Annotated in this window: 21 protein-coding genes; 5 read left to right on the forward strand and 16 right to left on the reverse strand. The window is 68.7% G+C overall.

Features of this window, described 5'->3' with window-relative positions; translation table 11 throughout:
- Positions 1-40: 40 nt before the first annotated feature.
- A complete protein-coding gene (dhaK, locus tag EV140_RS10480) occupies positions 41-1,039 on the reverse strand; it encodes a dihydroxyacetone kinase subunit DhaK (RefSeq protein ID WP_130283706.1) in 999 nt (332 codons plus the stop codon).
- 242 nt (positions 1,040-1,281) lie between these two features.
- Here dhaK and EV140_RS10485 point away from each other — a divergent pair, with 242 nt between their 5' ends.
- On the forward strand, positions 1,282-2,067 hold the full coding sequence (locus EV140_RS10485; protein ID WP_241971412.1) for an IclR family transcriptional regulator: 786 nt from the start codon (positions 1,282-1,284) through the stop codon (positions 2,065-2,067).
- A gap of 81 nt (positions 2,068-2,148) precedes the next feature.
- Here EV140_RS10485 and sucD read toward each other — a convergent pair whose 3' ends face one another.
- The 7 genes from sucD to EV140_RS10520 all read right to left on the reverse strand — a co-directional run bounded on the left by sucD (position 2,149) and on the right by EV140_RS10520 (position 9,697).
- Entirely contained in the window at positions 2,149-3,051 is a 903-nt protein-coding gene (sucD, locus tag EV140_RS10490; protein WP_130283708.1) for a succinate--CoA ligase subunit alpha, read from the reverse strand.
- Positions 3,052-3,068: 17 nt separating this feature from the next.
- The gene (gene sucC / locus EV140_RS10495) at positions 3,069-4,232 is read right to left on the reverse strand and encodes an ADP-forming succinate--CoA ligase subunit beta (protein WP_130283710.1); all 1,164 of its coding nucleotides are present in this window, start codon (positions 4,230-4,232) and stop codon (positions 3,069-3,071) included.
- A gap of 168 nt (positions 4,233-4,400) precedes the next feature.
- On the reverse strand, positions 4,401-4,823 hold the full coding sequence (locus EV140_RS10500; protein ID WP_157985646.1) for an ATP-binding protein: 423 nt from the start codon (positions 4,821-4,823) through the stop codon (positions 4,401-4,403).
- Positions 4,816-5,139: an STAS domain-containing protein gene (locus EV140_RS10505; protein WP_130283956.1), complete on the reverse strand. Its 324-nt coding sequence runs from the start codon at positions 5,137-5,139 to the stop codon at positions 4,816-4,818. Before EV140_RS10505 ends, EV140_RS10500 begins: the two co-directional genes overlap by 8 nt.
- A gap of 99 nt (positions 5,140-5,238) precedes the next feature.
- Positions 5,239-6,855, reverse strand: coding sequence for a SpoIIE family protein phosphatase (locus EV140_RS10510; protein WP_130283714.1), 1,617 nt, complete (start codon positions 6,853-6,855; stop codon positions 5,239-5,241).
- Positions 6,848-7,183, reverse strand: coding sequence for an STAS domain-containing protein (locus EV140_RS10515; RefSeq protein ID WP_096420638.1), 336 nt, complete (start codon positions 7,181-7,183; stop codon positions 6,848-6,850). Before EV140_RS10515 ends, EV140_RS10510 begins: the two co-directional genes overlap by 8 nt.
- Before the next feature lie 126 nt (positions 7,184-7,309).
- A complete protein-coding gene (locus EV140_RS10520) occupies positions 7,310-9,697 on the reverse strand; it encodes an ATP-dependent helicase (protein WP_130283716.1) in 2,388 nt (795 codons plus the stop codon).
- A 251-nt stretch (positions 9,698-9,948) separates the two neighbouring features.
- Between EV140_RS10520 and EV140_RS10525 the strand changes: the two genes are divergently transcribed.
- The gene (locus EV140_RS10525; protein WP_130283718.1) at positions 9,949-10,875 is read left to right on the forward strand and encodes a type IV toxin-antitoxin system AbiEi family antitoxin domain-containing protein; all 927 of its coding nucleotides are present in this window, start codon (positions 9,949-9,951) and stop codon (positions 10,873-10,875) included.
- Positions 10,876-10,973: 98 nt separating this feature from the next.
- Here the strand turns inward: EV140_RS10525 and EV140_RS10530 are convergent, their stop codons facing one another.
- Positions 10,974-11,924 (reverse strand): glycerophosphodiester phosphodiesterase family protein, encoded by a 951-nt coding sequence (locus EV140_RS10530; RefSeq protein WP_241971423.1) that lies wholly within the window; start codon positions 11,922-11,924, stop codon positions 10,974-10,976.
- A gap of 61 nt (positions 11,925-11,985) precedes the next feature.
- Here EV140_RS10530 and EV140_RS10535 point away from each other — a divergent pair, with 61 nt between their 5' ends.
- The 3 genes from EV140_RS10535 to EV140_RS10545 all read left to right on the forward strand — a co-directional run bounded on the left by EV140_RS10535 (position 11,986) and on the right by EV140_RS10545 (position 13,671).
- Complete coding sequence (locus EV140_RS10535) at positions 11,986-12,252, forward strand: DUF4190 domain-containing protein (RefSeq protein ID WP_130283722.1); 267 nt, start codon at positions 11,986-11,988, stop codon at positions 12,250-12,252.
- 16 nt (positions 12,253-12,268) lie between these two features.
- Positions 12,269-12,766, forward strand: coding sequence for a hypothetical protein (locus EV140_RS10540; RefSeq protein WP_130283723.1), 498 nt, complete (start codon positions 12,269-12,271; stop codon positions 12,764-12,766).
- Between the two features lie 101 nt (positions 12,767-12,867).
- Positions 12,868-13,671, forward strand: coding sequence for a Bax inhibitor-1/YccA family protein (locus EV140_RS10545; RefSeq protein WP_130283958.1), 804 nt, complete (start codon positions 12,868-12,870; stop codon positions 13,669-13,671).
- 22 nt (positions 13,672-13,693) lie between these two features.
- Here EV140_RS10545 and EV140_RS10550 read toward each other — a convergent pair whose 3' ends face one another.
- From EV140_RS10550 to guaB, 7 genes are all read right to left on the reverse strand, one after another.
- On the reverse strand, positions 13,694-14,191 hold the full coding sequence (locus tag EV140_RS10550) for a tetratricopeptide repeat protein (RefSeq protein WP_241971413.1): 498 nt from the start codon (positions 14,189-14,191) through the stop codon (positions 13,694-13,696).
- A gap of 3 nt (positions 14,192-14,194) precedes the next feature.
- The gene (gene guaA / locus EV140_RS10555; protein WP_130283725.1) at positions 14,195-15,772 is read right to left on the reverse strand and encodes a glutamine-hydrolyzing GMP synthase; all 1,578 of its coding nucleotides are present in this window, start codon (positions 15,770-15,772) and stop codon (positions 14,195-14,197) included.
- Positions 15,769-16,218, reverse strand: a complete 450-nt coding sequence (locus EV140_RS10560) for a DUF3817 domain-containing protein (protein ID WP_130283727.1) — start codon at positions 16,216-16,218, stop codon at positions 15,769-15,771. The genes guaA and EV140_RS10560 overlap by 4 nt, the downstream gene beginning before the upstream one ends.
- Positions 16,219-16,223: 5 nt before the next feature.
- The gene (locus EV140_RS10565; RefSeq protein WP_130283729.1) at positions 16,224-17,033 is read right to left on the reverse strand and encodes an SURF1 family protein; all 810 of its coding nucleotides are present in this window, start codon (positions 17,031-17,033) and stop codon (positions 16,224-16,226) included.
- Between the two features lie 76 nt (positions 17,034-17,109).
- Positions 17,110-18,228 carry a GuaB3 family IMP dehydrogenase-related protein gene (locus EV140_RS10570; RefSeq protein WP_130283731.1) on the reverse strand — a complete coding sequence of 373 codons (1,119 nt, stop codon included), beginning with the start codon at positions 18,226-18,228 and terminating at the stop codon, positions 17,110-17,112.
- A gap of 293 nt (positions 18,229-18,521) precedes the next feature.
- Complete coding sequence (locus tag EV140_RS10575; RefSeq protein WP_130283733.1) at positions 18,522-19,478, reverse strand: hypothetical protein; 957 nt, start codon at positions 19,476-19,478, stop codon at positions 18,522-18,524.
- 234 nt (positions 19,479-19,712) lie between these two features.
- Positions 19,713-21,215, reverse strand: coding sequence for an IMP dehydrogenase (gene guaB, locus EV140_RS10580; protein ID WP_130283735.1), 1,503 nt, complete (start codon positions 21,213-21,215; stop codon positions 19,713-19,715).
- Positions 21,216-21,378: the final 163 nt, after the last annotated feature.

Genomic DNA, 21,378 nt, shown 5'->3' on the forward strand with positions numbered 1-21,378 from the left:
GTGTCCTCCGGTCCGGATCAGTGGTGAATTGCGCGGCGGCTCAGCGACCCCAGCGCAGGCCCGGCGTCTCGACGGGCGCGTCCCAGAGCGAGACGATCTCGTCATCGGCGCGCAGAACGGTCACCGAGCATCCCGCCATGTCGAGCGACGTGATGTAGTTACCCACCAGGTTGCGGGCGATCGTGATGCCGTGCTTCTCGAGGATGCGAGCGACCTCGCCATACATGAGGTACAACTCGATCAGCGGCGTGCCGCCCATGCCGTTGAGCATGACGATGGTGGGCGCGCCACCAAAGTCGAGGTCGGCCAGGATCGGCTCAACCAGCTGCTCGGCGACGTGCGACGCGTCGGCCAGTGGCACGCGCTGGCGCCCCGGCTCACCGTGAATGCCGATGCCGATCTCCATCTGGTCGTCGGGCAGGTCGAACGTCGGCTTGCCGGCTGCGGGGACGGTGCAGCTGGTCAGGGCCATACCCATCGAGCGGCCGTCGCCGTTCACCTTTTCAGCGAGCGCGACGACCTCGTCGAGGCTGCGACCCTGCTCGGCGGCCGCTCCGACGATCTTTTCGAGCAGCACCGTGAGGCCGACGCCGCGCCGACCCGCCGTGTACAGCGAGTCTTGGACGGCGACGTCGTCGTTAACGACGACCGTCTTCACGTCGACGCTCGCCTCCATCGCGGCGAGCTCGGCGGCCATCTCGAAGTTCATGACGTCGCCGGTGTAGTTCTTCACGATGTGCAGCACGCCGGCTCCGCGGTCGACCTCTTTCGTGGCGGCCTGCATCTGGTCGGGCGTCGGCGAGGTGAACACCTCCCCGGCGCACGCGGCGTCAAGCATGCCGAAGCCGACGAAGCCGCCGTGCAGCGGCTCGTGACCGGAGCCGCCACCGCTGACGAGCGCGACGGTGCCGTGCTCCTTCGGGGTGGCGCGGTAGATCACGCGATTCTCATGGTCGACGCGCTGATCGGGATGCGCGGCCTCGATGCCGCGCAGCGCGTCCGCCAGAACCGACTCGGGGGAGTTGATGAGTTTCTTCATTGAACCTATCCATCCTTCTTCGCGAGGGTCTCGGTGAGACCAGTGTTGTCGGGTTGCTCAGGAACCGCTAGAGCACGTCCGCCACCGGGATGGTCGAGGCACCGGCGCCTCATGTCTCGGCGGTATTTCTGGAACGGTATTCGACAATGTCGAATATGCTCTGAGAGTTCGCGTGCTGTCAAGGGCCCGTTGGCCCGTCGTCGTGCGGACGCGCTCGCCGATCCGACCGCATAATGGGCGAGGTGACCGAAGGGGTTCGCGTGATTCAAGCAATCGACCGCGCGGCGAGGATTCTCGCCTCGCTGCAGGGCGCCCGCCACCTCGGCATCACCGAACTCGCCGGCATCCTCGAACTGCCGCCGTCGACCGTGCATGGCATCGTCAAGTCGCTGCAGGCGCATGGCCTCGTCGCCAAAGAGCCCGGCAGCCAGCGCTACATGCTCGGCCCCGCCCTGCTGAAGCTCTCGAACGTGTACCTCGACACGCTGGATGTGCGCGCCCGCGCCATGCGCTGGACGCGCGAGTTGGCGCGCCGCACGGGCCTCTCGACACGGCTGGGGGCCGAGCTGTTCGACGAGGTCATCATCATTCACCACAACCGTCGCCCCGACGGCAGCCAGCAGATGCTGGAGACCGGCATCACGATCCCCGCGCACGCGTCGGCGCTCGGCAAGGTGCTGCTCGCGTACCACCCGAGCGCCGCCGACGACCTGCTCGCGAAGCCGCTGCGCAGCCTCACGGGTGACACCGTCACCGACCCCGCGACGCTGCGCCTGCAGCTCGCCGGCGTCGCGGAGCGGGCCCTCGCCATGGAGGAAGACGAGGCGGTGCTCGGCGAATCATCCGTTGCCGTGCCCGTCGCCGATCGCAGCGGTGCCGTCATCGCCGCGGTGTCGGTCGTGATGCCCTCGAGCGAGTGGCCGCCGGAGGCCGGCGTCCTCAACGACCTGCGCGAAACCGCGCGCAACATCTCGCGCGAGCTCGGCTACACCGAGTGGCCACCGAAGGTGATGCCGCGCGACGACTGACGCGCGATCTGGTGACCCCGCGCACGCCGACGGCCCCGGCGCGCTGCGCGCAGCCGGGGCCGTCGAATTCGGGATGCTGGTCTACAGCCCCTGAATGATCTCGCGCATGAGGGCGGCCGTCTCGCTCGGCGTCTTGCCGACCTTGACGCCGGCGGCCTCGAGGGCCTCCTTCTTCGCCTGGGCAGTGCCCGCCGAGCCGGAGACGATGGCGCCGGCGTGGCCCATCGTCTTGCCCTCGGGGGCGGTGAAGCCGGCGACGTAGCCGACGACCGGCTTCGTCACGTTCGCCGTGATGAAGTCGGCGGCACGCTCCTCGGCGTCGCCCCCGATCTCGCCGATCATGACGATCGCCTTCGTCTCGGGGTCAGCCTCGAACGCGGCGAGCGCGTCGATGTGCGTGGTGCCGATGATGGGGTCACCGCCGATGCCGATGGCGGTCGAGAAGCCGATGTCGCGCAGCTCGTACATCATCTGGTAGGTCAGGGTGCCCGACTTTGACACGAGGCCGATCGGGCCCTTGCCGGTGATCGTCGCCGGAGTGATGCCGACGAGCGACTCGCCCGGCGTGATGATGCCGGGGCAGTTCGGTCCGATAATGCGGGTCGTGTTGCCGTGCGCCTTGGCGGTGGCCCACAGGTCAGCCGAGTCTTGCACCGGGATGCCCTCGGTGATGATCACGAGCAGCGGAATCTTCGCCTCGATCGCCTCGATCGCGGCGTCTTTCGCGAACGCCGGGGGCACGAACGCGATCGACACGTCGGCGCCGGTGGCCTCCATCGCCTCGGCGACGGAGCCGAACACAGGCAGCTCGACGGAACTGCCGTCCTTCGCCGTGTGAGCGACGGTGGTGCCGGCCTTGCGGGCGTTGACACCGCCGACGACCTGGGTTCCGGCCTTCAGCATGAGGGCCGTGTGCTTGGTGCCTTCGCCGCCGGTGATGCCCTGGACGATGACCTTCGAATCCTTGTTGAGGAAGATCGACATATCTCTTCTCTCCGTCCTTACTTCGCAGCCAGCTCGGCGGCCTTATCGGCCCCCTCGTCCATGGAGCTCGCGATCGTCACGAGCGGGTGGTTGGCGTCCCCGAGGATACGACGACCCTCGTCGACGTTGTTGCCGTCGAGGCGCACAACGAGCGGCTTCGTCGCCGTGTCGCCGAGAATTTCGAGGGCCTTCACGATGCCGTTGGCGACCGCGTCACACGCGGTGATGCCGCCGAAGACGTTCACGAACACGCTCTTGACCTGCGGGTCGCCGAGGATCACGTCGAGACCGGCGGCCATGACCTCGGCCGAGGCGCCACCACCGATGTCGAGGAAGTTGGCAGGCTTCACGCCGCCGTGGTTCTCTCCGGCGTAGGCGACGACGTCGAGCGTCGACATGACGAGGCCCGCACCGTTGCCGATAACGCCGACCTCCCCGTCGAGCTTCACGTAGTTGAGGTCGTGCTCCTTCGCCTTCGCCTCGAGCGGGTCACTCGCGGCCGCGTCTTCAAGCTCGGCGTGGTGCGGCTGACGGAACGCCGCGTTCTCATCCAGCGTCACCTTGCCGTCGAGGGCAATGATGTCGCCGCCGCCGGTGAGCACGAGCGGGTTCACCTCGACGAGGGTCGTGTCTTCCTTGTCGAACACCTCGTAGAGGGTGACAAAGACGGGGGCAACCTTCTCGATCAACTCGTCGGGGAAGTTCGCCGCGCGCGCGATCTCGCGGGCCTTCTCGAGGTCGATACCGGCGATCGGGTCAATCTCAATACGGGCAAGCGCCTCGGGGCGCTCCTCCGCGAGCTGCTCGATCTCCATGCCGCCCTCGTAGCTGCAGAGCGCGAGGTACGAGCGGTTGGCGCGGTCGAGCAGCACCGAGAAGTAGAACTCCTCGGCGATGTCGGCACCGGCGGCAACCATGACGCGGTGGACGGTGTGGCCCTTGATGTCGAGGCCGAGGATGGCCTCGCCCGCGGCTTCCGCGTCGTCGGGGGTCTTCGCGACCTTGACGCCGCCGGCCTTGCCGCGACCTCCGGTCTTGACCTGGGCCTTGACGACGGTCACGCCGCCGAGCTTCTCAGCAGCGGCGCGCACCTCCGCCGGGGTGTCGGCGACGATGCCGGGCAGCACGGGAACTCCGTGCTTCTCGAACATGTCGCGCGCTTGATACTCGAAAAGATCCACGCTTTTTTCATCCCATCCGCGTGCGAGTGACAGGGGTCAGCGGCCGTCAACCATGCCCCGAGGTTTCTCGATGTCGAGACAAATCGGCCTCTGCAAGGGTACTCCTGTTCGCGGAGGGAATTGTCCGCGGGACCATTCATCGGGATGCTCGCCGCGAGCATCCCGACATTAGGCGCCTGTCGTGCGCGTCCGGCGCAGCCGCCAGATGTTGTGCCCGTCTTCTTGCGAGTAGGCGACCTCGTCGACCAGCGCCGAGATCAGGGCGAGGCCGCGACCGGACTCGGCCTCAAGCTCAGGCATTTCGGCACCGACGAGCCGGATCTCTCCCGGCTCACCGGTGTCGCGCACCACCATGTCGATCGCGTCGTCGCTCACGACGACCGTGAACTCGCACGTCAAGCCGGACCCGTCGCTATCGGCGTGTTGCATGACGTTCGCGGCCAGCTCGATGAGCGCCGTTTCGATGCTGATGCGGTCGACGTCCGACACCGAGTCGACGTCGGGCCAGAGCTCCACGAGAAAGTCATGCACTGTGTTCACATCGCCCGGCGGCGTCGTCAGCCGCACCGTTCGCCGCAACGGCTCAGGCATCACCGTACGCATTCTCGACGGTGTCGTATGGGGTGAGCACCCGCTCAAGGTTGGTCAGCGACAGCACGAGCTTCACCTGGTCGTTCGCGCCGGCGATGCGCAGGTCTCCCCCTGCCTGACGGGTCGTCTTCAACCCACTGATCAACGCGCCGAGGCCGGACGAGTCGATGAACTCGACACCCGAGAGATCGACGGCGACCCTCGAGCGCCCACTGTCCACGATGGAGGAAACCGCCTCACGGACCGCGGGAGCGGCAACCATGTTCAGGCGGCCCTCCGGCTTCAGAACGACGACGCCTCCCGGCCCGTCGACCATGTCAATCTTCACGCAACAGTCCCTTCCGACTCCTCGTCTGCACGGTACCCGCGGTACCGCACCGCGTGCACGAGGACACTCATGCGAGCGGCAGGTGCGTCAGCCGTCACGGCGCACCACCACCACCGTCACATCGTCGGGGGCCACCCCCCGGGCGCGAGCGCGCACCGCATCGGTCACCTCGGCCGAGGTCGATGCGAGCAACGCCAACGCCCCGATCTTGTCGAGGGCGTCGAGCGTGCCGTCGTACAGGTCGAGCAACCCATCGCTCGCGGTCACCAGAACGTCACCCGGGTTGAGGATGACGGAGTGCGACTGCCACTCGGTCTCGAGGTCGACGCCGAGCGGCGGTGTGTGCGACCGCAGTCGCTCGATGGCGCCATCCCGTCGAGCGACAACGGTGAGCCCGTGACCGGCGTCGACGTAGGTGAACTCGCCCGAGTCCATGTCGAGACGGCCGTGCAGGAGCGTCACGAACAGGCCGGTCGTGTCGAGGTCGGCGTTGAGGGATGCTGCGGCCAGGTCGACCGCGCCGGCTACGTCTCCGAATCGCGCGGCTGACCGCAGCACCGCCCGAACCGTCGCGGCGATGATTGCCGAGCCGATGCCCTTGCCCATGGTGTCGGCGAGCGTGATGGCGGCACCCTCGCCGACGGGGTACCAGTCGTAGAAGTCGCCCCCGACAGCACGCGCGGGAAGGCACATTCCCGCGATGTCCCAGTCCGGCATGCTGATGAGCGACTGAGGGAGGAGACCCTGTTGCACCTCGGCGGCACGACTCAGCTCGTGACTCGCGGTGAGTTCCTGCTGCACCCAGTCGGCAAGGTCACGCAGCATTTCTTTCTCACGCTCGCTGAACTGGCGCGGCTTTCCGTCGTACACGCACAGCGCCCCAATGCGCTCACCCCCGGGCGCTTGCAGGGGGTGGCCCGCGTAGAACTCGACTTCGCCGGGCACCCCGCGGTCAGCTAACAGCGGATCCGCGAGCAGATCCTGAACCACGAACGTTCGGTCATCTTCGATGGTGACGGCACACACAGCCTTGTCGCGCGGCACCACCTCGTCGCCATACCCCGCCGTCGACTTCGACCACTGCCGATCGCCGTCGATGAGGTTGATTTTCGCCCCACCGACACCGAACAACTGCTTGGCGAGCCGCGTCACGCGGTCGAAGCGGTCCTCGGGGGGCGAGTCGAGGATCCCCATCTCCTCGAGGGCCCGCTGGCGCGCCATCTCGTCGATGATGCCGCTGATCGATACCGAGGGAAGGTGTCGTGGCGGCGCATCCGGCTGCCGAACCTGCTCGCGTTCGCGCACCAGCGTCCAGTGGTTGAAGCCGTCGACGCGGCGGTGCTCGACGGTGTCGACGAGAGCCTTCATGAGTGCGATGCCGCGGCCCGACTCGGCGAGCTCGTCGGCGGCGGGCATCGATCGCCCCTCAATGTCGACCTCGCCGACCTCACCCGAGTCGCTCAGCGTCGCCTCGATGCGATCCGGAAAGGCGATCACCGTCAGCGTTGCGGTGATCGGCTTGCCGCGGTTGGCGTGCTGGATGACGTTCGCCGCCAATTCGATGATGGCGGTGTCGAGCGACATGCGGTCGCGCGCGCTCACGTCGGGCACGCTCGGCCACAGCGCGTCAAGCAGATCGTGCACGGTGTCGACGGTGTCGGGCGGGGCCGTCAATCGCACCGTGCGAGTGACCATGTCACTCATGCGGGTAGGCACTCTCCACGCTGTCGAACGACTTCAGCACCGACCCCATGTTCGTGAGGTCGAGAACGAGTTCAACCTGCTCGGTCGGGCGCACCAGCCGCACGTCGCCGCCCGCCTCGCGCGCTGTCTTGAGCCCCGCGATCAGCGCACCGAGTCCTGACGAGTCGAGAAAGACGACGCCGGAGAGGTCGACAGCGACCCGGCCCCGATTGTCATCGACCGCGGTCTGGATCGCATCGCGCACGCGGGCCGCCGTCACCATGTTGAGTCGGCCCGATACGCCGAGCTCGGTGATGCCGTTGCTGTGGGTGGTGACGCTGATGTCCATGACGTTTCCCCTTCTGTCCCCCGGTCACCCCATTCTGTCGGGAAGTGACGGCGTCGGGGGAGAACCGCCCAGAACTGGGGGTTCGAGGCGAACCAGCCTCGAACAGACAAGGGGGCTCGTGAAGCTCTACAGCTTCACGATCGGAGCAATCTTGATGAGGAGCCGCTTGCGCCCCGCAGAGTCGAACTGCACTTCGGCGATCGACTTCGCCCCGTTCTGCGTGACGCCCGTCACGCGTCCCTCGCCGAAATCGTCGTGCCGGATGCGGTCGCCGACCTCCAGCGTCAGGTCACCGTTGTCGCGCACTGTGTTCGTGACTCGGTTGGCCCACTCGGTCTTCGGCTTGCCCGGGGGCAGCGACGATCCGTACGAGAAGGAGGGTTTCGACGAGCCGAGCTGGCGCTGGCCGGAGCCTGAGCGCATCCCCATGCCGGGGGAATCGCGCCAGTCGATCAGCTCAGCGGGAATCTCTTGCAGGTAGCGGCTGGGGGCCGCCACCTGGGTGTCGCCGAAGGTGGAGCGGGTCATCGCGAGGCTCAGGTGCAGCTTCTTGCGCGCGCGAGTGATGCCGACGTAGAACAGGCGCCGCTCTTCGGCGGGGCCTCCGGGCTCGGAGGCGCTCATCTGGTGCGGGAGGAGGTTCTCTTCGACACCGGTGATGAACACCGCGTCGTACTCGAGACCCTTCGCCGTGTGCAGGGTCATGAGCGAGACGGTGCCGGACGAATCGTCCAAGTCGTCGGCCGCCGCGACGAGCGCCACCTCCGTGAGGAAGTCGACGAGGCGCCCCTCGGGGTTGTTCTTCTGAAATTCGCGCGTGACGGCGACGAGCTCTTCGACGTTCTCGGCGCGGGCCTCGTCTTGCGGGTCGCGGCTCGCCCGCAACAGCTCGAGGTACTTGGTTTTCTCGAGAATGCTCGTGACGATGTCGGGGACGAGCGCGGTGTCGATCGTCGCGCTCGCCTCATCGAGGATGCGCGCCAGCTCGAGCATCGCGCCGGTCACCTTCGGCCCAAGGCCGAGCGCCGCCGCGTCGCTGAGCGCGTCGCGCAACGTGCCACCCAGTTCATCGGCGTGCATCGCCAGTGCCGTCTCGGTCGCCGGCCCGATTCCCCGCTTCGGCGTGTTCAGGATGCGCCGCACCGCGAGCGCGTCGGCCGGGTTGGCGACCGCGATCAGGTACGCCATCACGTCTTTGATCTCGGCGCGCTCGTAGAACTTGGTGCCGCCGAGCACACGGTAGGGAATCGCCGAGCGGATCAGGATCTCTTCGAGCGCTCGAGTCTGCGCGTTCGTGCGGTAGAACACGGCCATCTGGTTGTACGGCATGCCGCCGTCGTGCAGGGCCGTGATTTCGTCGGCGACGAACTGCGCCTCATCGTGCTGGCTGTAGCCGGTGAACCCGGTGATCTTGTCGCCCGCGCCGACCGCGGTGAAGAGGTTCTTCGCGATGCGGTCGAAGTTGTTCGCGATGACGGCGTTGGCCGCGTCGAGGATCGTCTGCGTCGAGCGGTAGTTCTGCTCAAGCAGGATCACTTCGGCGCCCGGGAAGTCGCGCTCGAACTCGACGATGTTGCGGATGTCGGCGCCGCGGAAGGCGTAGATCGACTGGTCGGAGTCGCCGACCACCGTGAGCGCGGCGGGCGGGATCGCGCCCGATGCATCGGTCTCGATGCGGGTGTCGGCGGGCACGTGCTCAGGTCTCACGCCGCGGGTGAGCTCGCGAATCAGCGCGTACTGGGCGTGGTTCGTGTCTTGGTACTCGTCGACGAGGATGTGCCGGAACCGGCGCTGGTACAGCGCCGCGACCTGCGGGAAGGCGCGGAACAGGTAGACCGTCTGGCCGATGAGGTCGTCGAAGTCGAGGGCGTTCGCTCGAGCGAGCTCGGCGGTGTAGCGCCGAAAGATCTCGAGGAACATGACCTCGGTCGGGTCGTTCTGGTTGTACTGCCGTGCGTAGGCGTCGGCGTCGATCAGCTCGTTCTTGAGCCGCGAGATCTTGCCGGCGACGGCGGGCACCGTGAGCCCCAGGGTGTCGGCCTGCAGCTCTTTCACAATGCGCTTGATGAGCGCGCGCGAGTCGGCCGAGTCGTAAATCGTGAACGCCTGCGTCATGCCGAACTGCTGGGCCTCGCGGCGCAGGATGCGCACGCACGCCGAGTGGAACGTCGAGATCCACATGCCCTGCGCGGCCTCGCGACCGATCAGGTGCCCCACCCGCTCGCGCATCTCGGCGGCCGCCTTGTTGGTGAACGTGATGGCCAAAATCTGGCTGGGCCAGAGCTCGCGGTCGCGCAAGAGCCGGGCGATGCGCCGCGTCAACACGCTCGTCTTGCCCGAGCCGGCACCCGCGACGATCAAGAGTGCGTCGGCCCTCGACTGCACGGCAGCGAGCTGACGCTCGTTGAGCCCGGCCAGCAACGGATCAGTCGCCGGATCGCTGGCGGACGGGGCGGCGGGCCCCGCCTGCCAGGGGTCGGGCACGGTATCGGCGTCGGGAGGAAGCAGCGTCATGACCGCCTCAGTCTAGGTCGCTGCACCGACACCGTTTCGGCCGCGCGAGAGCCCCCGCTTCTCGGTTTTCAAGGAGTCCCGCGCTCGGCTCGCGGCGTGTCGGGCCTGACACGCCAGCGGAGACTCGCCGAACTCCTTGAATCGGGTCGAGCGGGCGTCGCCACTCCTCCACTGCGGCGGTTCCGGATGCGGGGTGCCGGGTTCGTGGCCGCCCACGCCCGCCGGCCCGCCACCGGTCGCACAGTTCCGCGATGAGCACTTCGTATCCCTCGCCCCTCACCCCCGGCCGAACGATCGGGCGCCTCTACGATGAAGTCGAGCGCCTCGGCGGCGCCATTCGAACGCGCGAACTGCACGCGCTGGGCTGGAGCCGCGCCGGCATCTCGCACCTCCTTGCGCGGCGACAGCTGATCCGGGCTCGGTCCGGGTGGTTCGTTCGACCCGGCACGGCACGCGCCGTCATCCACGCGGTGCGCGTCGGCGGCCAGTTATCCGGCGCGCACGCACTCGCCGCCCACGGCATCTGGTGTCTCCGAGACGCCACACTCCACGTCCGGGTGCCGCTGAACGCGTGCCAAATGAGAACGGCGACGAATCCGCGATTGCGGCTGTCACAGCATCCGGATGCTCGTATCGCAGTGCACTGGACGGGCGTCCGCGCGCCGGAGGTTGGCCCCCGCCCCGTCGTCGCTCCCCTGCTCGACGCCCTGCACGACTACGCGAAAGTCGCACCCCGCGACATGCTGCTCGCCACGGTGGGGGATGTGATCCACCAGCACCTGGCGGACCGCGCAGCCCTGCTCTCCCGTTTCGGCATCTCGGAGTGGGAGGGAGTTGACGGCGTGTGCGAGTCGGGCACGGAGACGCTCTTCTTCGTGCGGATGTTGCGCATGGGTTTGCACCCGTGGCGACAAGTCGCCTATCCCGGCATTGGCCGCGTCGACTTCCAGTTCGGTTCACACCTTGTCGTGGAGGTCGATGGGGCCACCTTTCACGACACCGCCGCTCAGTTCGCGCGCGATCGAGCCAAGGATGCGCTGCTTGCTCAGCGCGGCGTCCGAGTTCTTCGCTTCAGTCACGACCAGGTGGTCACTGAGTGGAGCAACGTCGCCGAGACGATGCGCGCCGTGACCGCGGTGGCCGCACCCCTCGGCTCGACCCGCTTCGACACCCCGTGACGCCAAACGTTTTCAAGGAGCCAGGCCGGTGGCTGTCGGCGTGTCGACGCCGACACACCGAGCCCGCAACCCCGAGCTCCTTGAAAAGTGTTGCCGGGCTAGGGACGGAGCGCCTCGCGCGGGAGGTCGGGGTGGTCGGCGAACACCCCGTCGACGCCGGTGGCCGCGACCTCGGCAAACCACGCGTGCCAGTCGCCGTGGGCCGCGGATGACGCGCCCAGGCGATGCCGCTCGGGCAGGAAGCGGTTCTCGGGGCGCAGGGTCCACGCGTAGACGTCCAGTCCGCGGGCGTGCGCTCGGGTGACCAGGTCGCGCGACAGGGCGGACGTTTCGACGCTCAGCCCGTGCATCCCGGATTCGGCGAGCGCGTCGAGTCCCGCGTTCGTGCGCTGCGATTCCCAGCTCGGCGCCGCCCGCCCGCGCGCCGCGACGAGATCGGCGGCCGTGCCGCGCCGCTCGTGCAGGTAGACGAACCGCGCCCGCAGTTCGCGGCGCCGCAACTCGTCGAGCACGCCCTGCTCGAAGGACTCGACGATGAGCGGCGCCGTTCCCCCGCGTGCGCGCCAGCGGATCACCTCGCGCTCGACCAGCCGCGCCATGTCGATGCCGACCGAGGCGAAGTACGTCGCGTGCTTGATTTCGAGCACGACGGCGACCGGTCGAGGCGCCGCGTCGAGGATCCGTAGCACGTCCTCCAGCCGCAGCACGGGGTAGCGGCCGTCGAACCGCGTCGATGCGGGGCGCACGCGCGGCAGCCGCTCGCGGGCGGTCAGCGTCGACAGCTCGGCCCACGTGAAGTCTTCCGTGAACCAGCCGGTGAGCTTGTGCCCGTCGACGACGCGCGTCGTGCGGCGGTCGGCGAACTCGGGACGGTCTGCGACGTCAGTGGTGCCGCCGATCTCGTTCTCGTGGCGCACCACGAGCACTCCGTCGCGGGTCGGCACCACGTCGGGCTCCACCGCGTCCGCGCCGAGGGCGATCGCCAGCTCGTACGCGGCGGCGGTGTGCTCGGGGCGGTACCCGCTCGCTCCGCGGTGCGCAATCACCATCGGATGCTCGGGGCGCGTTTCGACAGCCACCTCACCGAGCGTACGCGGTAGCCTCGCGGGCATGAGCGACCCGACGCCCGCGGATCTCCGCCCGCGCCGCCGCACCAACGCGCTCGCGGTCGTCGCGTTCATCCTGGCCCTCCTCGTCAGCCCGTTCGCCGCCCTCTTCGGCCACATCGCCGCCGGCCAGATCCACCGCTCGGGCGGCGCCGAGCGCGGCGCCCCGCTCGCCTGGACTGCCGTCGGGCTCGGCTACCTCTGGCTCGCCGGCTGGATCTTCGCCGGAGCCCTCGTCTACCAGGCCTTCACCGCCCCGTTCCCGTCGTGACCGAGGCACCGAAGCCGTGAGCGCCGACCACCTGCCCCTGCGCTGGGGAACTCACCGCGAGCGCGTCGCGATCGGCCTCACCCTCATCGCCGGGGGGCTCGTGCACCTGCAGGCGGCGAGCACGACGAACCTGTGGCCGCTCGCCGTCGGCTCGGCCGCGCACGCCCTCGGCTGGTTCCTGCTGCCCGCGCGCGCCTGGCGTCGACTGCTGCCGGTCGCCCCGAGCCTTGGCACCGTCTGGCTGCTGCTCACCGGCCCGCAAGCGCTCTGGACCCTCGCCGTGCCGTACCTCGGTTGGCTGCTCGCCCGCCACCGCCCCTGGATCTCCCTCATCACCCTCGGTCCGGTGCTACTCGCCGGCGTCGTCGCCGCCGTCGCCTTCCGCGAGTACCCCGGCATGCTGGCCGCCCTCGCGCTCGGCGCGGTCGTCACCGTCGGATGCTCGTGGTGGGCGGCCGCGCTCGATCGCGCGCCGTCTGCGCGGTCGCGCCCCGCGCATCCAGCCGCTGCATAGCCGCCACCAGGCGAATCGGGGCCGCACCTCCCTAGAATGGTGATGCCGACCGGCGACAACTCCGACTGGCCGACACCCCTGAAAGAGGACCCATGGCTTCGATGTCGAACCCCGCGTTCAACTCCCCCGCCTTCCAGCTGAACCAGACCTCGGCGATTGCGAACCGCGTGACGCCCGCGCCGAGCGCCGAGCAGCTCAACGAGCTCTACGGCCGCCCCTCGGCGACGCCCGCCGACACCGACCGGATGACCTACGAGGACACCATCCAGAAGGCCGTGGGCGCCTTCGCGATCCTCGCCGTGGGTGCCGCCATCGGCTGGTTCCTGCCGTTCCTCGCGATCCCCGCCGCGATCGCCGGGTTCGTGCTCGCGCTCGTCAACATCTTCAAGAAGAAGACCGTGCCGGGGCTCGTGCTGGCCTACGCGGCCGTGCAGGGCGTGTTCGTGGGTGGCATCTCGGCGATCTTCGAGCAGATGTACGCGGGTATCGCCGTGCAGGCGCTCATCGGTACCGGCGCTGTCTTCGTGACGACGCTGCTGCTGTTCCGCAGCGGCAAGATTCGTGCATCGAAGCGGGCCACCAAGGTGTTCCTCATTGCGATGGTCGGCTACGCGCTGTTCTCGCTCATCAACCTGGGACTGATCCTGTTCGGCGCGACTGACCAGCCCTTCGGCCTGCGCACCACCGAGGTCTTCGGCGTCCCGCTCGGCCTGATTCTCGGCGTCCTCGTCGTGCTGCTCGCCGCCTACTCGCTCGTGCTCGACTTCGACGCCGTCAAGCGTGGCGTCGAGAACGGCGCCCCGCGTCAGTTCGCCTGGCGCGCGGTGTTCGGCATCGTGCTCACCGTCGTCTGGCTGTACATCGAGATCCTCCGCATCCTCGCCATCCTCCGCGGAGGCGAGTAGTTACGACGGCCTCGAGCGCGACTCAGTCGAGCTCGAGGTCGTCAACGTACGACGCGACCGCGCGACCGTACTCCGGAAGCCGCGGGGCAAGCGCTGACAGCGCGAGCCTCGCGGCTTCCCCCTTTCTGCCGAGGTCGATGAGGCACAGCGCGGCGAAGGCGGACGCCTGGGCACCCACCTCGTCGTCCTCGACGAACGGCTCCAGCAGGGCGAACGCCTCCTCGGCCCGGCCGAGATTGCGCAGGGAGGACGCGAGTTGGATCACGGCACGCTCGCCGTCGGGCGACGGGAGGCCGGCCGCGAGGGCTGCCTCGTAGAGGGGAACAGCATCCGCCTCGTATCCGAGCGCGTCGCGCAGCGACGCCCGTTCGAACAGGATGCGCGCCACCGGCAGACCGTCGACGATCGCGAGCAGGCGCGCGTCGGCCTCCGAAAGTTTCACGTCGTCGTCGAGCTCGTCCCAGAAATGGGCGAGCTCACGGTCGACATCGACCGCGTCGACGGAATCGACGTCAGCCACGAACTACTCCCATTCAATAGTCCCCGGGGGCTTCGACGTGACGTCGAGCACGACCCGGTTCACACCCTCGACCTCGTTCGTGATGCGGTTCGAGATGCGGGCGAGCACGTCGTAGGGCAGGCGCGTCCAGTCGGCGGTCATCGCGTCTTCGCTCGACACCGGGCGCAGCACGATCGGGTGCCCGTAGGTGCGACCGTCGCCCTGCACGCCCACCGAGCGCACGTCGGCGAGCAGCACGACCGGGCACTGCCAGATGGCCGCATCGAGGCCGGCCGCCGTCAACTCGTGGCGCACGATCGCGTCGGCTTGCCGCAGCAGCTCGAGCCGCTCCTCCGTCACCTCGCCGATGATGCGGATGCCGAGGCCCGGCCCCGGGAACGGCTGGCGCGCCACAATCGGCTCGGGCAACCCCAGCTCGCGGCCGATCGCGCGCACCTCGTCCTTGAACAGGGTGCGCAGCGGCTCGACCAGCTCAAACTCGAGGTCGTCAGGGAGACCCCCGACGTTGTGGTGGCTCTTGATGTTCGCCGTGCCGGTGCCGCCGCCGGACTCGACGACGTCGGGGTAGAGCGTGCCCTGCACGAGGAACTTCACGGCCTCGCCCTCGCCCTGCGCCTCGAGCACGAGCGCCTCGGCGGCGTTCTCGAACGTGCGGATGAACTCGCGGCCGATGATCTTGCGCTTCGTTTCTGGGTCGGTGACGCCCGACAGCGCATCCAGGAACTGCTGACGAGCATCCACCGTCACCAGGCGGATGCCCGTGGCGGCCACGTAGTCTTCCTCGACCTGGCGGCGCTCATCGGCCCGCAACAGCCCGTGATCGACGAAGACGCAGACGAGTTGGTCGCCGACCGCCTCGTGCACGATCGCCGCCGCGACCGCGCTGTCGACGCCGCCGGACAGCCCGCAGATGACCCGCGCATCCCCGACCTGCTCGCGAATGCGCTCGACCTGCTCGGCGATGACGCTGCCGCTGTTCCAGTCCGGCGCGATGCCAGCGGCGCGGTGCAGAAAGTTCTCGAGCACGCGCTGGCCGAACTCGGAGTGCTTCACCTCGGGGTGCCACTGCACGCCGTACAGCTTCTTCTCGTCGCTCGCGAACGCGGCGACCGGAGTGTCGTCGGTGCTGGCCAGCACGTCGAAACCCTCGGGGGCCTTGGCGACAGAGTCTCCGTGGCTCATCCAGGTGATCTGGATCTCGGGCTGGTCGGTCAGGAGGCTGCCGCCGTCGCCGACGATGCGGGCGGTGGTGGCGCCGTACTCGCGACGGCCCGTCTTCGCGACCTCACCGCCGAGCTGCTTCGCCATCACCTGGAAGCCGTAGCAAATGCCCATGACCGGCACGCCAAGTTGCAGAATCGCCGGGTCGAGGTCGGGCGAGCCCGGCTCGTAGACGCTCGACGGGCCGCCGCTCAAGACAATCGCGGCCGGGTTCTTCGCCGCCACCTCGTCGGCCGAGATGGTGTGCGGCACGATCTCGGAGTACACGTTCGCCTCGCGCACCCGTCGCGCGATCAGTTGCGCATACTGGGCGCCGAAGTCGACGACGAGAACCGGGCGGTGATCGGTGCCGGCGCTCACGCGGACGCGCCCTCGGTCGCGGGGCGCGCACGCTGCTCGGCTTCGAGCGACGCGATCAGCGCCTCGACCTCGCGGGGCACCTGGCGCTCGAAGAAGAACGACAGAAGGGGCACGATGCCGCCCATCGCGATCCACAAGAACTTCCAGAACGGCCAGCGCAGAAGGCGCCACAGCAGGAAGTCGCAGGCGAGGTACAGCACGTAGAGCCAGCCGTGCACGGCCAGCAGGAAGATCGACAGGTTGAAGCCCGTCAGCTCGCCCACCGGGGTGAGGGCGAGAAAACCGCTCTCGCCGTTCAGCTCGATGTCGCTGCCGAGGCCGTAGCGGGTGATCATCATGACCACGAGGCCGAGCAGGAAGGTGCCCGTCAGCACGGAAGAGACCTTGTACACGGCAAGGGTGCGACGGATCGCGGGGATGTCCTTGGGGCTGGGGCCGATCGCCATGGCTCTCAGTTTAGGGCGGCGGGCTGAGGCTCCGGTGCGCGGGCGGGGTCGCGGGTGGGCTCATCGTTGCGTGCCCCCTCCGCCGCGTCCTCCTCTACGGCGAGCTGCTTCTCGTACTCGTCGCGTAGCAGGCGCCACCAGAGGTAGATGGCGAAGCCGCCGAACAGCACCCACTCGATCGCGTAGAACACGTTCAAGAGGTTCAGCTGACCCTCGATGACGGGCGGCGGCGCCGGAATCGTCGCGAAACCCTCGGGCGCCTCGCTCAGCACGAGGTAGCCCAAATAGATCGGGCCGGGTTCGGGCCACACGTTGACAAGGTCGGCGACGGCAATGGCCGTACGCTCGCCCGCCTCGAAGTTCGACGTCTGCGGCGCCTCACTCGGCACGTAGCGGCCGGTGAGCGTCGCCGCGCCCTGGTCCAGGTTCGGGATGCTCGCCCCCTCGGGCAGGACCCCCACCGCGACGGCGAGGCTGGCCCCGTCGGCCGTCCTGAGGTGGCGCACCACCCAGTCGCCGTCCCGCGTGCCGTTCACCTCGGTGAGCGTCTGGCGGCCCGTCATCACGAGCTCATCCCCCTCGACCCACGAGCCGTCCACCGTGACGATGCGGCCGCTCGCGTCGGAGGTCATCACCTGCTGCGGCTCGGCGAGGTCGACGAGCGGCGTCGGGGTTTCCGTGTCGCGCTCGACCACGATGGCCTCCTCGGCGGCGCGCTCCAGCTGCCACTGGCCCATCGCGGCGAAGACGCCGGCGACGGTGAGCGCCAGGATGAGCAGGGCGATCCACTTCGGACGGCGCGCGAGTTTCCACACGGCTTACATTCTGCCGGGTACGACTGTGGCGGGGCTGAGCCGGAAGCCGTGAGCCCCCTCGCGGGCGCCTGCCGCGCTAGCGCGAGTGGTACGGCGCGACGACGACCTCGACGCGCTGGAACTCCTTCAGGTCGGAGTACCCCGTTGTCGCCAACGAGCGACGCAGCGCGCCCATGAGATTCACCTGGCCGTCAGCGTGTCGCGACGGGCCGAACATGAGCTGCTCGAGCGGCGCGAGCTGGTCAACCGCGACACGGTTGCCGCGGGGAAGCTCGGAGTGGTGCGCCTCGGCGCCCCAGTGCCACCCTCGACCGGGTGCGTCGGTCGCCTTCGCGAGTGCGGAACCGAGCATGACCGCATCCGCCCCCATGGCGACCGCCTTGACGATGTCGCCGCTCGTGCCGAGGCCGCCGTCGGCGATGACGTGCACGTAGCGGCCGCCCGACTCGTCCATGTAGTCGCGGCGGGCGGCGGCGACGTCACTCACGGCCGTGGCCATCGGGGCGTGGATGCCGAGGCTCAGGCGCGTGGTGCTTGCCGCCCCGCCGCCGAAGCCGACCAGCACACCCGCGGCGCCCGTGCGCATGAGGTGCAGCGCCGCGGTATAGGTGGCGGCGCCGCCGACGATGACGGGCACGTCGAGCTCGTAGATGAACTTCTTGAGGTTCAGGGGCTCGCGGTCGCGGGCGACGTGCTCGGCGCTCACCGTCGTGCCGCGAATCACGAACAGGTCGACGCCGGCGTCGACGACGTCTTGGAAATGTTCCTGGGTGCGCTGCGGGCTGAGTGCGCCGGCGACCGGCACCCCCGCCTCGCGAATCTCGGCGAGGCGCTGGCGAATGAGCTCCGGCTTGATCGGCTCGGCGTAGATGCGCTGCATCTCGGCGGTCGCCGCGGCCGGGTCAAGCTGACGGATGCGTTCGAGCTCGGCGTCGGCATCCTCGTAGCGGGTCCAGAGGCCTTCGAGGTCGAGAACGCCGAGACCGCCGAGGCGTCCCATGGCAATGGCCGTCGCGGGGCTGACCACCGAGTCCATGGGGGCGGCGATCACCGGGGTGTCGAAGGTGAAGGCATCGATCGTCCACGTCAACGACACGACCTCGGGGTCGCGCGTGCGGCGGCTCGGCACCACCGCAATGTCGTCGAAGGAGTACGCCCTGCGCGCCCGCTTGGCCCGACCGATCTCGATTTCCATCACCCGGCAAGCCTATCGGGCGGGGTGCAGGCTGGCGGGGGGCGGGGTGCAGGCTGGCGGGGGGCGGGGTGCAGGCTGGCGGGGGGCGGGGTGCACGCGGCATCGAGCCCTCGCGCCAGCCCCCGCCGCACCGCACTGCGCTCACTGCCGCCCCGCCCCGCGGCCGCTGCCGCCCTTCCCCACGCTCGCTTCCGCCCTGCCCACGGTCCTGCGCCGCGACCCCGCGCGTTTGGTGCGGTACTGCACGTTCGAACGTGCAGTGTTGCACCGGAGGGACCGTGTGCCCGAGAGACCTACGCCCGCGGCACCCCGTGCTCAGCGAGAAGTGACGCGAAGCGCTGTGGAGTCCATAGATCATCCCAGATCCAGCGCGCGACTCCCTCCCCCTCACGCCGAAGTGCATCCTCCCGGAGCTTCTCTTCCACCACGACCTGCTCTGGCGTTCGACCCCGACGAAACTCCGCTGCGCGGTATTTGGCGATGCCGTCGTACTCGCCCACGATGCGCTGACGCGACCACCGAAAGTCCGTCACCGCGCGTCGACCGGTATCGAGGCGAAACTCGTACTGCAGCTCAGGGATCACGAAGCCGAGTTCGAACATGCGGACCCGACTGAGCGACTCCCCCGCGGACGCGGCTCGGCCATCGGCGAAGCTCAGCACATGCGCGAGCCGGCGAGCGCCGCGGACAAGCTCCAGTTCGGCCGCGCGCTCGTGAATCAGCGGCGCGGGCACCCGCGGGCTGTGACCCTCGCGACCGGGGCCAGACGCCCAGTCCATGGCGACAACGCCCTCCGCAAAGGTTGTGCGGCTCGTGAGCTCGACGAGAGTGCGGGCGAGATCTGTGACCAGCACACCGTCGACGCTGACGATATGGGCCTCCGGGGCCCTCGTGCCGCGATAGTGGAGGCTGCCCGACACTCGCCCGGCCTCCGGCGCGCCTGCGAGCACGTCGACGCGTCTCGCACTGCGAAGAAGAGGGATTCCCCAGATGGCGGCGGCGGCCGCATGGCAGAGAACTGCATCCGGACGAGCTCGAGCAACCGCGAGGCACCTGAGCCGATAGCGCTCCCAGGGTCGCGCTTCAGCCCAGACCGAACTCGCGATGTAGGCACCACGCTCGACACGAACGAGGTCACCGCGCGCAACTGCGCGCGCAAGGGTTGAACGCTCGCCGTGCAAGCGCGAGACATCCCGGGCGAGCACGAAGCCATCTGGCCCAATGGGTAAGTCGTCGAGGGGGGTGACCATGGGCGGCATTGTGCGCGCGCCCCACCGGCGGAGTGCGGGGTGCGCGTGACCTGCAGAACCAGCGTGGCTACACCGACACGGGGAGGAGTCAGGACTCCTCCCCGTGTCACCCGCTGTTCGGTGCAAACCCGCGCGTTCGAATGCGCGGGTTTGCACCGAACTCGCGGTATTGACTCGCGACCCGCGCGCGGGGGCGGCGGTGCGGCGCCGAACGCGCGGCGCGGGGCGCGGGCGCTACCGGCGGTAGTTGGGGGCCTCGACCACCATCTGGATGTCGTGCGGGTGCGACTCCTTCAAGCCGGCAGCCGTGATGCGCACGAACTTGCCCCGCACCTTCAGCTCGTCGATCGTGCGCGCTCCGGTGTAGAACATCGACTGGCGGAGGCCACCAAGCAGCTGGTACACCACCGAGCCGACGGGGCCGCGGTACGGCACCTGACCCTCAATGCCCTCGGCGATGATCTGCTCGTCGCTCGGCACGTCGGCCTGGAAGTACCGGTCACGCGAGTACGACGTCTTCGTGCCACGCGTCTGCAGCGCGCCGAGCGACCCCATACCGCGGTACGACTTGAACTGCTTGCCGTTGACGAAGATCAGGTCGCCAGGGCTCTCATCGGTTCCGGCGAGCAACGAGCCGAGCATGACGGTGTCCGCACCGGCCACGATGGCCTTCGCGATGTCTCCCGAGTACTGGAGGCCGCCGTCGGCGATCACGGGAACGCCCGCCGTGCGGGCCGCGAGCGAGGCCTCGTAGACGGCCGTCACCTGCGGCACACCCACGCCCGCCACGACGCGGGTCGTGCAGATGGAGCCGGGGCCGACGCCGACCTTGACGGCGTCAGCACCAGCATCCACGAGGGCTTGCGCCCCCGAGCGCGTGGCGACGTTTCCGCCGATCACGTCGATATGCGCGAAGGCCGGGTCGGACTTCAGGCGCGCGATGATCTCAAGCACGCCGCGGCTGTCGCCGTTGGCGGTGTCGACGACGAGCACGTCGATGCCGGCGTCGCGCAGTTGGCCGGCGCGGTCCCACGCGTCGCCGAAGAAGCCGATCGCCGCGGCAACGCGCAGTCGACCCTCCTCGTCTTTGGTCGCGTTCGGGTACTGCTCACTCTTGTCGAAGTCTTTGACGGTGATGAGGCCCGTGAGTCGCCCCGCGTCGTCGACGAGCGGCAGCTTCTCGATCTTGTGCTGCGCGAACAGCGCCACAACCTCGTTCTGGCTGATGCCGACCGGACCGGTGATGAGCGGCGTCGGCGTCATCACATCACGCACAAGCGTGGTCGCCGCCTCGAAGGGCGACACGAAGCGCATGTCGCGGTTGGTGATGATGCCGACGAGCTTTCCGTCACCCTCCACGACCGGCAGACCCGAGACGCGGAAGCGCCCGCAGAGTTCGTCAACCTCGGCGACCGTCGCCTCCGGGGTCGTCGTTACCGGATTGGTAATCATGCCCGATTCGCTGCGCTTGACCTTGTCGACCTGCTCGGCCTGCTCGTCGATCGAGAGGTTGCGGTGCAGCACGCCGATGCCCCCCTGACGGGCCATGGCGATCGCCATGCGCGCCTCCGTGACCGTGTCCATCGCCGACGACAACAGGGGCGCAAATACGCGGATGCGCTTCGTCAGTCGCGACGCCGTCTCGGCCTCCGAAGGAATCACGTCGGTGTGCGCGGGCAGCAGCATGACGTCGTCGTAGGTGAGGCCGACAAAACCGAACGGGTCGGGCTGTTCCATGAGTCACTGACTCCTCTGTAAACGCGGGAACGGAGCCGGATGCGACGCTGGAATCCGGTGTTCCATCTTAAGCGGGTTGGGGCGGAACGTATTCCGTGCCCATAATGACTACGCGGATTCGCATTTCGTCGCGAAACACGGCGGCAACGTGCGGGTCCTATCG

The organism is Microcella alkaliphila (genome assembly GCF_004216855.1).
Lineage (GTDB): Bacteria > Actinomycetota > Actinomycetes > Actinomycetales > Microbacteriaceae > Microcella > Microcella alkaliphila.